Annotated in this window: 11 protein-coding genes and 1 other annotated feature (1 of these 12 only partly in view); of the genes, 5 read left to right on the forward strand and 6 right to left on the reverse strand. The window is 53.6% G+C overall.

Translation table 11 applies throughout. From position 1 onward, the window contains the following. Positions 1-17 precede the first annotated feature (17 nt). The gene (locus EGT51_RS06820) at positions 18-350 is read right to left on the reverse strand and encodes a thioredoxin family protein (protein ID WP_135367998.1); all 333 of its coding nucleotides are present in this window, start codon (positions 348-350) and stop codon (positions 18-20) included. Between the two features lie 263 nt (positions 351-613). Between EGT51_RS06820 and EGT51_RS06825 the strand changes: the two genes are divergently transcribed. Together EGT51_RS06825 and EGT51_RS06830 are read left to right on the forward strand one after the other, a co-directional pair. After that, on the forward strand, positions 614-937 hold the full coding sequence (locus EGT51_RS06825; RefSeq protein ID WP_135367999.1) for a PepSY domain-containing protein: 324 nt from the start codon (positions 614-616) through the stop codon (positions 935-937). Positions 938-1,138: 201 nt separating this feature from the next. Further along, the gene (locus EGT51_RS06830; protein WP_135368000.1) at positions 1,139-2,080 is read left to right on the forward strand and encodes a nucleoside hydrolase; all 942 of its coding nucleotides are present in this window, start codon (positions 1,139-1,141) and stop codon (positions 2,078-2,080) included. 681 nt (positions 2,081-2,761) lie between these two features. Here EGT51_RS06830 and EGT51_RS06835 read toward each other — a convergent pair. Beyond that, a complete protein-coding gene (locus tag EGT51_RS06835) occupies positions 2,762-3,265 on the reverse strand; it encodes a universal stress protein (RefSeq protein ID WP_135368001.1) in 504 nt (167 codons plus the stop codon). A 25-nt stretch (positions 3,266-3,290) separates the two neighbouring features. Continuing rightward, the gene (gene pepV / locus EGT51_RS06840) at positions 3,291-4,691 is read right to left on the reverse strand and encodes a dipeptidase PepV (protein ID WP_135368002.1); all 1,401 of its coding nucleotides are present in this window, start codon (positions 4,689-4,691) and stop codon (positions 3,291-3,293) included. A gap of 230 nt (positions 4,692-4,921) precedes the next feature. Between pepV and EGT51_RS06845 the strand changes: the two genes are divergently transcribed. Further along, positions 4,922-5,755, forward strand: coding sequence for an NAD(P)H-hydrate dehydratase (locus tag EGT51_RS06845; RefSeq protein ID WP_135368003.1), 834 nt, complete (start codon positions 4,922-4,924; stop codon positions 5,753-5,755). A gap of 579 nt (positions 5,756-6,334) precedes the next feature. Here EGT51_RS06845 and EGT51_RS06850 read toward each other — a convergent pair. Together EGT51_RS06850 and EGT51_RS06855 are read right to left on the reverse strand one after the other, a co-directional pair. Next, a complete protein-coding gene (locus EGT51_RS06850; RefSeq protein ID WP_135368004.1) occupies positions 6,335-7,018 on the reverse strand; it encodes a pseudouridine synthase domain-containing protein in 684 nt (227 codons plus the stop codon). 12 nt (positions 7,019-7,030) lie between these two features. Then, positions 7,031-8,671 (reverse strand): putative polysaccharide biosynthesis protein, encoded by a 1,641-nt coding sequence (locus tag EGT51_RS06855; protein WP_135368005.1) that lies wholly within the window; start codon positions 8,669-8,671, stop codon positions 7,031-7,033. A 224-nt stretch (positions 8,672-8,895) separates the two neighbouring features. Here EGT51_RS06855 and EGT51_RS06860 point away from each other — a divergent pair, with 224 nt between their 5' ends. Then, positions 8,896-9,216 (forward strand): hypothetical protein, encoded by a 321-nt coding sequence (locus tag EGT51_RS06860; protein ID WP_135368006.1) that lies wholly within the window; start codon positions 8,896-8,898, stop codon positions 9,214-9,216. Between the two features lie 386 nt (positions 9,217-9,602). Then, on the forward strand, positions 9,603-10,370 hold the full coding sequence (locus tag EGT51_RS06865; RefSeq protein ID WP_135368007.1) for a flavodoxin family protein: 768 nt from the start codon (positions 9,603-9,605) through the stop codon (positions 10,368-10,370). Positions 10,371-10,672: 302 nt separating this feature from the next. On the opposite strand, the gene leuS is transcribed toward EGT51_RS06865, so the two are convergent. Further along, the gene (gene leuS, locus EGT51_RS06870) at positions 10,673-13,102 is read right to left on the reverse strand and encodes a leucine--tRNA ligase (protein ID WP_135368008.1); all 2,430 of its coding nucleotides are present in this window, start codon (positions 13,100-13,102) and stop codon (positions 10,673-10,675) included. 63 nt (positions 13,103-13,165) lie between these two features. Next, positions 13,166-13,302: a binding site (T-box leader), on the reverse strand (it continues 64 nt past the right edge of the window).

A 13,302-nucleotide genomic window follows, 5' to 3' on the forward strand; every position in this document is an offset into this window, starting at 1 on the left:
AATCCTTTCCAACGGGTTTAGTTGGCGTTGGTCGTCAAAGAATTGATGAATTCTTCTACCTCTGCTTTAGTCTTACGATCCTTGTTCACTAACCGACCAATTTCTTGGCCATCGGCATAAGCAATGAAACTAGGAATGCCGAAAACGTTCAGCTCTACCGCCAGGTCGATGTTTTCATCCCGGTCGACGGCAATAAAGGTGTAGTCAGGATATTCTGCTTCGATCTCTGGCATTGCGGGCTTGATAAAGGCGCAATCTGGGCACCAGGTCGCTGAGAAGAATAACATGGTTTTGCCTTCTTTAACAACGTCCTTTAAATCCGCAGCAGACATCTTGGGTAATTGTTCCATGAATGAGCACTCCTTTTTCAGTTAGTTTTAAAAGTTAACATCAACCATTATAGCATGACTGGCTAAATATACACGGTTTTTGTTTGTAAACCGGCCACAGTGAGTTTACCGGCCCGTTGGTGCGGGCAAAGCGCGCCAATTTACCCACTAATCAAGAAATTTGCGAAAAATCTGCCTTTTTACGGGAACTTCCGCGCAATCATTGCTATACTAGGGGCAAGAAGTGATGGGAAGCATGCCCACAGAAATTAGGAGGCGGTAGCATGGCTGCTAAGAACGGACAATTGTATCAACTAAGTCTCACCGGGGTACTCGGGGGCTTAATGGGCGTTTTCATCACGCGCTTTTTCGGCGCTAACCGGCTCAACCCAGACGATATTTTGGAACAGGTCAAACGCCAATTCCGGCAAGAATCTCCTATCGAGGGTGCCTGGATTGAAAAGCACGCGGTCCCGTTTCAAAAGTTTGCGGTCAAGTCACGCGTCTACTACGGCGGCATTACCCGCTATGAAGACGACCAGCTGGTGCAATACCAGTTCGTGGCCGATGCCGAAACCGGCAGTGTCTTAGATATTCACCGACTTTAACCTTAATCAGAATAACTTGTTGCGTTAGTCCCTCAGGGCTGGCGCTTTTTTTCTGGCCGAAGAGATGCGTAAATCGGTTTATCGTTCGTGTTTATCGTTTTACGTTATCATAAAAATAAAAATATCGCCGATGTCCCTACCAAATTATTAACATTCATGCTATACTTTTTAAAATTTGATATTGATTAAGGGGTGCTCGTTTTGCAAAATGTCTATTTTAATCACGATGGTAACGTCGACGACTTGGTCTCACTGTTATTACTGCTCCAAACGCCCGATATCCATTTGACCGGAGTCGGTGTGGTGGGTGCGGATTCATACGCCGAGCCTGCCGCGGCGGCCTCACGCAAGATCATCGACCTGTTTGGCGACCCACAGCAACCGCTCAGTGTGGCTGTATCTGATTCCCGGCCCGTGCATCAATTCCCGCAAAACTGGCGGCTGTCGGCCTATTCGTTTGACAACTTCCCAGTGCTAAACGAACGTGGCCACGTCACGACCCCGCAAGCTAGCGCCCCGGCCCACCTGGACCTGATTGACAAGCTGCAAGCCACCCCCGGCAAAACGACCCTGGTGATGACCGGCCCGCTGACAGACCTCGCCCGGGCACTGGCCATCGACCCCACCATCACTGATAAGATCGACAAGCTCTACTGGATGGGCGGCACCATGAACAACCAAGGTAACGTCGGCGAACCCGACCAAGACGGCACCATGGAATGGAACGCCTTTTGGGACCCCGAAGCCGTCAAGACCGTCTGGGACAGTCCCCTAGACATCGTCATGATTGGCCTAGAAAGTACCGACCAAATTCCACTGACCGCCGAGCGCCGCCAGCATTGGGCCAGCCTTCGCAAATACCCCGCCATGGAACTGATTGGCTACGGCTATTCGTTGGTCATGGCCTTCGAAGCCGATTCCACCTACTACCTCTGGGACGTCTTGACCACCCTGACCAGTCGCTACCCGGAAATCGTCACTAGCAAGGTCGTTCACGGCGACGTTCTGACCACTGGCCACGGCGCCGGGCGAACATTTCTGACACCGAACGGTCGCCCCATCACTCTAGTGACGCAGGTCGACCAGGCCCAATTCGACGCCCATTTTGATGCGTTGGCCAAGTCGGCGACCCGTAATTTTTGACCTTCAGTTACCAACTGAAGGTTGAAAGGCGAAAATCAACTGAAGCTATTGTTACCATGCGACTTATGACGCCAAAAAATAGTCGTTTACAGCCTCACAATGCAAACTGGCCGCCTTACCGTTCGCCAAATATGGGTTGGAACGCTGGGGCGGACGGGTCGAGCCGAAAGTCGCGTCTCAAAGACGCCAGTTCCCTAAGCGGCAAGAGCCACGCCGCTTAGGGAACTCCCACGGCTGAACCCATATTTGGCGAACTCTCGGCTACTGTGGCGCACGTTAGTAACAGTTGTCTTAACCCCAGATAGTAGTTACATTGACGACTAGTCTTTCATTAACACAGTACCGTCAACCTTGCCGGAGGCAGCCAGGGATGGCCCCATCCGGGTCGGCGGTGTTGGCTGAGGTTTTTTCTCAGCCTACAGCGCGGGACGACTCGAGAGACTGGCGGACTTTGCCAGGCTTTCAAGCGAACCGGAAGACCACTACTCAGTCTGGAGGTGTTCCCCAGAGCAGGCGGAACCCTGACTGACGTAGGCACCCGGTTTCACCAATTTCAGGTGTCAGAACACCGTCATTACGGTAATTAGCGTGTTAATTTCACTTTCAACCTTCAATTACCAACCAAACCTACAACAAAAGGGACTATGACATTTCGCCACAGCCCCTTTTGTGTCGGTGCAATTATTCTGCGATTTTTTTCAAACTCTGCGCCTGGTTGTGAATATCCGTCCGGACGATCAACACGTCACAGATGGCATTGGCCACGACGTAACTCGCCGTCGACCCCATCAACATGCGCTCCACCACGTTGACCCCGGTGGCGCCTAGCATGATCAGATCGGCCTGATATTCCTCGGGCAATGTTTTTGCCAAGTCAACCTTCGCGTGACCGTAGAAGACAGCGGTAACCACCTGTTCGACGCCCGCATCTTGGGCCCGCCGCCGGTATTTATCGACCGTCGCTTCCAATTTTTGCCGCGATTCGTCCATCACCCGTTGGTCAACGTAGCCGAAGCCCACCTGGGTATCGCTGCCCAGACCGACGTAATCGCCGCCACTCATGACGGTAACGATGATCAGCTCAGCCTGGTTACGCACGGCCACCGCAATGGCTTTGTCCAATGCCCGGCGTGCCTGCCGCGACCCATCGACGCCGACTAAAATATGCTTATATTCTGCGGCCATCATTCTCACTCCTTCGCCGATCAGCCTACTTGGTCAATTCATAAATGGCCTGACCGTAAATCGCCATGGCCTTCAACAAGTCGGCTGCCGGTTGAAATTCATCGGCCTGGTGCATGGTGTCGGCCGTGCCGGGGAACAAGGCCCCAAAGGCGACCCCACGCTTCATCAACCGACCGTAAGTTCCACCACCCACAACTTCGGGTTGGGCGGTCATGTCGCCAGTCTGTTGCCGGTAAACGTCCATCAACGTGGCTACGATTGGGTCGCTTGGGTCAACGTAATGGGGCACCATTTCGCGACCCTGCTTGATGGTCGCCGCCATGTTAGCTGTCGCCTTGGTCAGTCCGGCTTCAATGTCGGCCGCTCCTGTCCCAGTTGGGTACCGGAAGTTGGTGTTGATCAACGCCCCTTGGTCGGCCTTAAACGTTTGCACACCCACGTTCATAGTCAAATCACCCATCACTTTATCCGTGAAGGCAATACCTAACTTGTGCGCGCGTGAATCATCGTGCAATTCGTTGGCTAGCAGGCTCAAGAAATCGGCCGCATCGCCTCCGAAATTATAGTCGTTCAAGAAACTGGCCAGATAAGTCCCCGCGTTGATGCCGTTTTTGGGTTCCATCCCGTGAGCCGCTTTACCGATCACTTCGAAGTGCAAGCCTTGCGCGTCAACCGTCGTTTCCCCGGTAACGGGCACTTGGTCTAAGAATTGTTTGAACGCCGCAACCAATTGGTCATTGTCGGCACCTGTCACCGTAGCTTCGGCGTCACGCGGTACCATGTTTTCTCGCAGACCGGATTCAAAGTCGACTAAGGTCAATTCCCCGCCGTTGGTCCCGGCAAAATTGGTCGTGAAGGTCACGTTACCTTTTTCACCGTTGATCAGGGGGAACTCAGCATCCGGTGAGAAGCCCAGCGTTGGTGCTGGTTCCAAGTCGAGGTAATGGTTCATCCCCGTCCAGTCGCTTTCTTCGTCGGTCCCAATAATGAAGCGGATCTTGATCTTAGGGTCGATGCCTTGGTCTTTCAACATCTTTAACCCATAGTAAGCTGCCAAGGCAGGCCCCTTATCATCTGAGGTCCCCCGGCCGTACAAGTTACCGTCTTTTTCCGTCAGGGTAAAGGGATCCGTGTGCCACCCCTTGCCTGCTGGCATCACGTCGGCGTGCCCCAGGATTGCCAGCGTGTCTTCACCCGAACCGTATTCGACGTAGCCGGCTAAATTATCCAGATTCTTGGTTTTAAAACCGTCGCGTTCCGCCAAGCCTAAAAATGCGATCAAAGCCTTAGCTGGACCTGGTCCCAAGGGATACTCATCGGTGGCCTGTGAATCATCACGAGAACTGTCGATACCGACCAAGGTGGTCAGATCAGCGATATAGTCCTCCCGGTAGTGTTCAGATAGCTTTTGCCAATCAATTGCCATGATTGGACCTCCTTCATTTATTCGGACCTCACGTCCGGTCTATGGTCACGCGTTTGTCATCGCCCGCGGTTCTCCGCGTCAAAAGCGTTTTCAAACTAACCTTAGCATAATTCTAGCATATCGCCCGCCAAATGTAAGCCGATTTCACTGGCAAAATCACAATTCACCTGAGACGGCCGGGTTTTCCAGTGGCGTGCTATACTGAAAGAGAAAATGAGGAGGCTTTTTTCATGGAAACCTTAACGGATAAAATTCTCACGAGCACCATCCGCCAGCGGCCGGCCGATAGCTACAAGGGCACTTATGGTCGCGTCACACTGATTGGCGGCAACCGCAACTTCGGTGGCGCCATTCTGATGGCCAGTGCCGCTGCCGTGTACGCCGGTGCCGGGCTGGTCACCACCATCACCGACGCCAGCAATCAGGGAAGCCTGCACGCCCGCCTACCCGAAGCCATGTTTGCCGATATCGCCGACGTAAGTCAGACCCAGGCGTTGGTCCAAGGCACCGATGTCGTGGTCATTGGTCCCGGCTTGGGGACGGACGAGGCCGCCCTACAAGTTCTGACAAACGTCTTGCGGACGGTCACGCCCAACCAAACACTGGTGATCGACGGCTCCGCCATCACGTTGGTGGCAAAATACCAGTTAGCCTTACCCCAGGCTCACTTAATCTTTACGCCACATCAGATGGAATGGCAACGACTCAGTGGCATCGTAATTGCCGAGCAAACGCCGACGGCCAATCGCCAGGCCGTGGACCGATTGCACGCCACCGTGGTGGTCAAATCCCACCGTACCGAGATCTACACAGCTACGCAGACCTACGTCAATCCATTAGGGACGCCCGCCCAAGCCACCGGTGGCATGGGCGACACGCTGGCGGGAATGATTGGCGGGTTCACCGCACAATTCACCCCGCAAGAGCAAGCCGTGTGCGCCGCCGTCTACACCCACAGCGCCATTGCCGAAGAATTGGCCCAGACCCAGTACGTGGTCTTGCCTAGCCAAATCGCCGCTGACCTGCCACGGTTCATGAAGGCACATGAGGGCACACAAGCTTAAACCAATGGTTACCACCTAACCCATGACGTCAAAAATAGTCATTCTCAGCCTCACAATAAGAACTGGCCGCCTACCGTTCGCCAAATATGGGTTGGAACGCTGGGGCGGACGGGTCGAGCCAAAAGGCGGTCTCGACGCCTCGCTTTGAGCCGAAGAACACGTCTCAAAGACGCCAGTTGTCTAAGCGGCATGAACCGTGCCACTAAGACAACTCCCACGGCTGAACCCATATTTGGCGAACTCTCGGCTACGGTAGTGCGTGCCAGCAACAGTTGCCTTAACCCCAGGTAGTAGCTAAACTGACGGAGGTAGCCAGGGTGGAACCAGCGGAATGACTTGAGAGACTGGTGAGCTTTGCCGGGCTCTCAAGCGAACCGGAAAACCGCTTCTCAGGCGGGAGATGTTCTCCAGAACAGACGGAACCCTTGGCTAACGCAGGCACCTGTTTTACCAATTTTAGGTGTCAGAACACCGCTGTTACGGCAATCAACGCGTTAATTTTAGATTCAGCCCTCAGATAGTAACCAAAAAATCCCTTGATGAACCGCCAACACAGCGGCTCATCAAGGGATTTGTCAGTTACTCTGTTTTCAAGTCGAGTGGTCCGTTCAACGCATCAATTTCGTTGGCGAATAGCCCCCTGTAGGTGCCTACCGCTAGATCGACTGGCAAGGCCACGGGGCCGAACTGGGTACGCACCACTGGCTCATTAGCATGGGCCAGGTTGCTTAACGCACTGACACCAGCCGCCACATCGGTGGTCGTTAATGCCACCGTCACAGTCTGGTGGACCGTATCCACTTGGCTGGTCACATCTTGAAAGGCCACGTTTGCCGACAGGTCTGGCACCGTCGTTCCCGCCAGGACGATCTGCAGGGTGCTCCGCCAATTTTGCCGGGCGACGTCCGCTAAGAATCGTTCGTCGTCGCTGGCCAGGACCAGGCCGACCGCTTCTTTCGGCAGATTGGCCAATGCCTTGAGCGACCGCTGCTGATCCAAGGAATTCAAGAGGCTCCCCAAACTCCGCTGACTGGTCGGCTCCAGGTTCAACACGAAGCCGACGGGTTTATTAAAGAGCAAATATTGGGGTTGGCGACCCGTGACGGTCAAGCCGTCCACCCGCACCTGTTGGTCACTGGTGACGTCGGTCCGCGGCGAATCCACGACTTGGTCATCGACTGTGACCCGTCCTTGGCGTAACAACCGGAAAATCTGTCCAGGTGTCCCCTGCCGATGGGCCGTTAAATAACGTTCGATGTTCATCACAAGTTCCTCCTAACGAATGTGCAACCGGCGCCGAATCCCGGCGACCCGTGGCCCTAAGATGGCATCGGCTAAGCGCGTCCGCAACACGACGTAGACGTAAAAATATCCAGCCACGATGACCGCAACCATCACGATCAAGAAGTTGACCACCCGGCCTTGACTACCGCTGAAGGCACCAATCCAGGCCACCAAGCGAGCCAGCGCGTAGGTCCCCAATGAGACCAATAGGATGCCGTTGGTCTTCTTGGCGATGTGGGCAAAGTTGATACCAAATTGTTGATCCAGCGAATGGATGATCAAATAACAGGTCACGGTAAACCCGATGCCCGTGGCAATCAGCGGTCCAAAGGCCCCGAGGAAGTAAACCAGTGGCCATTGCACCACAAACTTCACTACGGTCCCGACCAAGAAGTAGCGGACCGCCCGCTTATTTTGCGAAATCCCTTGCATCAACGCCGAGACCACTGTGTACAGGCCCAGTAAGATCGACAGGTACGACGAAAAGGCCAGAATCGAGGCGGCCAAGGCGGCGTGTGACCGGCCGTAAAAGACCAGGTTCAGTGGACTGGCAATGGCGGCCATCCCCAAGGCACTGGGAATCATGACGAATTCAAACATCAAGAACGCGTTGGATAATTGTGCTGAGATCTCTTGTTTATTGCCCCGCGTGTAGGACTCGGACAGTAACGGCACCACCGTGACGGCCAACGCCGACGACAGGGAAATCGTAATCATAATTAATTTGTTCGCATTGACCCCGAATAACGCGAATAAGTCGTTCAGGTGCGCATCGGTATAGGTCCCTGCCAAATGCATGATGGGTGCAAAGGTGTACTGGTCGATCAGTTGGAAGATCGTAATGCCGGCCCCCAACACGATAAACGGCACGGCCTGGGCGATGATTTCCTTATACAGCTGGTTGGCTGGCACCACCAGTTCGTTGTTACTGTTGGCGACTAAGCCGCGGAAATAGTGCCGACGCCGCCAGTAGTAGACGCCTAAAATCAGTAACCCGGCCAACGCCCCAATGGCTGCGGCGAAGGTCGATTGCGACACCGCGGTGACCCAGTTGCCCTTTAAGACCCGCATGATCACGAAGGCCGTCAGCAACATGTAGAGGACCCGGACCAATTGTTCCACAAACTGGGAGATCGCGGACGGCGCCATTTGCTGGAAGCCTTGGAAATACCCCCGCGTGAGACTCATCGTGGGGATGATCAAGATGGCCCAGGCCAAAGAATGCAGCACCGGAATCAGATGTTGGTCGCCCCCGGTAAAGAGCGGCGCGCCAAAGAACATCAGTAACGCGATTGAAACCCCTGTGACCAGGGCAATTTCTAGCCCCCGTTTGTACAAGCGCACGCTAATACCGTATTCATTCAGGGCGTTGTAGTGCGCCACCTGTTTGGCAATCGCGGAAGGTACCCCCGCAATCGCCGCAATCAGGAAGAAACTGTAGATGTTATAGCCCTTCCCATACAACGCGTTACCTTGCAGGTAGAAGGCGCCGAACCAAATGTTCCAGGGAATAATGTACACTGCACCGAGGATCCGAGAGAAAATACTCCCGGCCGTCATCCACGCCGACCCGGCAACCATTTGGTCCTGCGCGCTACCTTGATTACCAGTTTGATCTGACCTTGTCGCCATTTGACACCCTACTTTCACTTTCTAAATTCAACGAATCCGTGCTTGTTCATGACAAGCTAATCAAACAAACATTATAACATAGGATTTCCGTTCTATTTCTCAGGTTTCGGTAAAGATTTACCCTTTTTAAGCAAAATGTCAGCGTCCAGCTTAACGGAACTTGTGAAACAGTGGTATGCTGGAGGTAGTCGAGAAGCAACAAATATTCAAGGAGGAATGCCAATATGACGCAAGCAACAGCTGGTTCCACCGTAGCACCTAAAATGCAGATGTCACCAGAACGGGCAAAGCAAGTCGTGACGATGACCAAGAGTATCCGAGCACATTTTCCAGAGTTAGCCGCGATTCCGAATGCCCAACTCATTTATTCAACGTGGCGGAGTTTTAAGCGAATCGATCAGACCAACGATAGTGATTATCAGACGATGGCTGGCGTCTTCTTCCACGAATTCGACCGCCATCTGTTGCACTACCAACTTTCGAAAACGGGTCAAGAAGCCGTTATTCGACAGCGCTTCTTTGCCATTTTAACTGAAATTTTGTAAGTCCCACTTGTCTTTAGCAGCGGTTACCCCAGCGGAACCGCTGCTTTTTTGCGTCTCATAGCACTCACCACAACGGCTGAGTCCTCAGTCCTCTGGCGCCCCGCCTTTCACTCACGCTGCGCCAAAAGCCATGACACCAATTCACCGGTCGTCAGTCGCTAACCACTCCACCCAATCTGTCACGTTTCCCTGACCTACCGGCAATGATTGCAACTGGTTTGGCGCTAACTTTAGCTCGCTTATCACCCGATAAATTAGGCTTGTCAGCGTTTTTCACCAACAGTTTGCGTTATACTTGAGGTATCAACCAATTGGGGTGATGGGCGGTTTACAGCTTGCGTATTTTGCGCTGGCCGTCCCAAACTGAGATAAGCGAGGCGATTCGTTTGCGTTATTTGGCATTGTTGGGGAGTCATGAGCGCCACGGCATCACGGCCGGCTATCTGGATGCCGTGATTGCGGCGTTGCCAGACACCGCCGAGGTCGATACGGTCTTTTTGCGGGACTACGATATTTATCCCGATACCAAGGAGCAGCCCTGCCCGGCGTTAGATGAAATCGAGGCCAAGATGGCCGCCAGTGACTTTTGGATCATCTGCGTGCCGACTTACTGGGGCGGCATGGCCGGTGTCATGAAACAATTCTTCGACTGCATGCGTTTCCGGTTAGTCCGGATGAATTCAGTGGCCGACACGCTACCTGGTAAATACAAGGACAAGCACTACCTGAGCATGACCACTTGTTTCATCAGCTCGACCGAAAACTTCTTCACTGGCATCACCGACCAGACCTTCGTCACCATCGACCGGATCCTCACTGGGGCCGGTCTGATCAAGGTCGGCGAATTTGTCGGCACGGGCACCTGGGGCGGCGACCACGCACCGCGGCCAGAAAAGCTGGCCGAATGTCAGCGCTGGGGGCATAAGATTGCCGACCGGCCACGAAAGGATGATAATACCTTGAAACGTTACATATTGCTCTTCTTCATGATTGCAGTCATGGCCCTGATCACCATGGGCCTGCAAGCCTGGTGGTTCGGCGTCTTTGCGGCTGGTAAATTCTGGTTGACGTACGCCACGTTTGTGGTAATTTTCTACGTCTTGTTGGCCAGCATCCTGCACTTCTTCACGTTCGTCCGACACCGGCGCCGGTAAAAAGAGTGGGCCAACAGGCGGTTAACTGTTGGCCCACGTTTCGGCCATGAGGCCACTTTGAGACGCGACCTTTGGCGCAAAGCGAGGTGTCGAGACCTTCTTTCAACCTTCAGCAGTCTAACAGAAATCGTCATAAAATCGTGCCGACTACCCTCACGTAGCCAGCACGATTTTTTTGAACCGTCAACGTGAGTCACCCCGCCAGATAATCCCATTATGCCGCCAACCATCAACGCATCCAATCAAAAAGTGCCAGCCCCTTCCCGTTAGGAAAGTGACTGACACTTTTAACTTAAACCAGCTTAGTTGGCAACAATGTTGACCAATTTGCCAGGAACGACGATCACCTTACGAATCGTCTTACCATCCGTATGGGTCTTGACCGTCTCATCGGCCAATGCTTGCGCCTCGATGTCATCCTTAGCGGCGTCCTTGGCGACCTTTAAGTGCGCCCGAACCTTGCCGTTGACTTGAACGACCATTTCGACCACGTCTTCGACCAATTGCTTGGCGTCATACGTTGGCCACTTGGCGTAGGCAATCGTGTCGTCGTGACCCATCAAGGACCAGAGTTCTTCCGCGATGTGCGGCACGATTGGCGAAATCAGCTTGACGAAGCCTTCCATGTAGATCAGTGGCAGGCTGTCGACCTTGTAAGCTTCGTTGACGAAGACCATCAGTTGAGAAATGGCCACGTTGAACCGCATGGCTTCTAAGTCCTCGCTGACCGTCTTGACCGTCTGGTTGTAGATCTTATCCAACTGACCATCGTTGATCATCGTGACCCGGTCACGCAGGTGGTTGTTGTCATCGATCATCAGGCGCCAAACGCGGTCGAGCCAACGTTTGGACCCATTGATGCCTTCCGTGCTCCACGGCTTGGAAGCTTCCAGCGGCCCCATGAACATTTCGTATAAGCGCAGGGTATCGGCCCCGAATTTTTCGACGATTTCATCGGGGTTGATGACGTTGCCCTTAGACTTCGACATCTTTTCGTGATTGGTGCCCAAGATCATCCCTTGGTTGACCAACTTCTGGAATGGTTCCTTGGTTGGGACGACACCTAAGTCGTACAGGAACTTGTGCCAGAACCGCGCGTACAACAAGTGCAAGACGGCGTGTTCCGCCCCACCAATGTACAGGTCGACTGGCATCCAGTACTTCAGCTTCTCGGGATCAGCAATGGCCTGGTCGTTGTGCGGATCAACGTAACGCAAGAAGTACCAGGAACTCCCTGCCCATTGCGGCATGGTGTTGGTTTCCCGTTTCCCCTTGCGGCCGTTTTCATCCACAACATTGACCCAGTCATCCAGGTTGGCCAGTGGGCTTTCCCCGGTTCCGGAAGGTTCGAGTTGCTTGGCTGCGGGCAGCTTCAATGGCAATTCATCTTCGGGAACCAGCGTCGTTTCGCCATCTTCCCAATGGATAACCGGAATGGGTTCACCCCAGTAGCGTTGCCGAGAGAAGATCCAGTCCCGCAAGCGGAAGTTGACCTTCTTGTGGCCGGCGTGGTGGGCTTCCAACCAATCAATGGCCGCTGAAATGGCATCCTTTTTGTTCATACCATTCAAAAAGTCGGAATTGATGTGTTCGCCGTCGCCGGTGTAAGCCGCTTTTTGCACGTCCGTGTCGTCGTCACCCGCGATGACTTGAACGATAGGCAGGTTAAATTTCTGAGCAAATTCGTTGTCCCGGTCATCGTGGGCAGGCACGGCCATGATGGCCCCGGTCCCATAAGATGACAGCACGTAGTCACCAATCCAGATAGGCAGCTTCTTGCCGCTCAGTGGGTTGATGCCGTATGCGCCGGTGAAGACCCCGGTCTTGTCCTTGTTCAAATCAGTCCGTTCCAAATCAGACTTGCTGTCGATGGCCTTTTGGTAAGCCTTGACTTCGTCGACATGGTCGGGCGTCGTGATTTGATCGACCAGTGGGTGTTCAGGGGCCAAAACCATATAGGTCGCCCCAAACAACGTGTCTGGCCGCGTCGTGTAGACTTCGACCTTGGTGTCTGCTTGGCCGTCAACTGGGAAGAAGACACTGGCCCCTTCAGAACGACCGATCCAGTTGCGTTGCATTTCCTTGATGCTATCGGGCCAGTCTAAATCGTCCAGGTCATCGAGCAGCCGGTCGGCGTACGCCGTGATCTTTAGGACCCATTGGCGCATTGGTACGCGGTAGACGGGGTAGCCGCCCCGTTCCGTCTTGCCATCAACGACTTCTTCATTGGCCACGACGGTCCCGCCCATGAAGTCAGGCGCCCAGTTGACCATGATCTTGTCTTCGTAAGCCAGGCCCTTCTTGTACATTTGTTCAAAGATCCATTGGGTCCACTTGTAGAAGGATTCGTCGGTCGTGTTGATCTCGCGACTCCAATCATAAGAAAAGCCCAGTGAGCGGATCTGGCGCTTGAAGTTCTTGATGTTGTGCGCGGTGAAGTCCTTGGGATTGTGCCCCGTCTTCAAGGCGTACTGTTCAGCAGGCAGACCAAAGGCGTCCCAGCCCATGGGATGTAAGACGTTAAAGCCTTGCATCCGCTTCAGGCGGGCCATAATATCCGTGGCCGTGTAGCCTTCCGGATGTCCCACGTGTAAGCCTTGACCGGATGGGTATGGGAACATATCCATCACGTAATACTTCGGTTTTGCCTGGTTGTCAGCGGTCTTAAATGTCTCGTTGACCCGCCAGTAGTGTTGCCACTTGCGTTCAATAATTTGGTGTTCGTATGCCAAATTCTTCGCTCCCTTTCTCATTGTGTCCACAAAAAAAGCCCCCAGAAGCCCAAAAATCAGCTTCTGTAGGGCGTGTCAGCGCGGTACCACCTACATTTCCCCGGTCTTGTACCGAGGCTCATTCCGGCTGATAACGTCGCCAAACGCCCACTTTGCAGCGGAGAAGACTCGGAGACAAGTTCGTTTGACCAGGCAACGGA

Origin of the sequence: Levilactobacillus suantsaiihabitans, from assembly GCF_004745505.1 — a bacterium.
Lineage (GTDB): Bacteria > Bacillota > Bacilli > Lactobacillales > Lactobacillaceae > Levilactobacillus > Levilactobacillus suantsaiihabitans.

Excerpts from the sequence above, each read along its gene's own strand:
- EGT51_RS06820 (WP_135367998.1), bottom strand. The coding sequence starts at position 350 with ATGGAACAATTACCCAAGATGTCTGCTGCGGATTTAAAGGACGTTGTT.
- EGT51_RS06825 (WP_135367999.1), top strand. The coding sequence starts at position 614 with ATGGCTGCTAAGAACGGACAATTGTATCAACTAAGTCTCACCGGGGTA.
- EGT51_RS06835 (WP_135368001.1), bottom strand. The coding sequence starts at position 3,265 with ATGGCCGCAGAATATAAGCATATTTTAGTCGGCGTCGATGGGTCGCGG.
- pepV (WP_135368002.1), bottom strand. The coding sequence starts at position 4,691 with ATGGCAATTGATTGGCAAAAGCTATCTGAACACTACCGGGAGGACTAT.
- EGT51_RS06845 (WP_135368003.1), top strand. The coding sequence starts at position 4,922 with ATGGAAACCTTAACGGATAAAATTCTCACGAGCACCATCCGCCAGCGG.
- EGT51_RS06850 (WP_135368004.1), bottom strand. The coding sequence starts at position 7,018 with ATGAACATCGAACGTTATTTAACGGCCCATCGGCAGGGGACACCTGGA.
- EGT51_RS06855 (WP_135368005.1), bottom strand. The coding sequence starts at position 8,671 with ATGGCGACAAGGTCAGATCAAACTGGTAATCAAGGTAGCGCGCAGGAC.
- EGT51_RS06860 (WP_135368006.1), top strand. The coding sequence starts at position 8,896 with ATGACGCAAGCAACAGCTGGTTCCACCGTAGCACCTAAAATGCAGATG.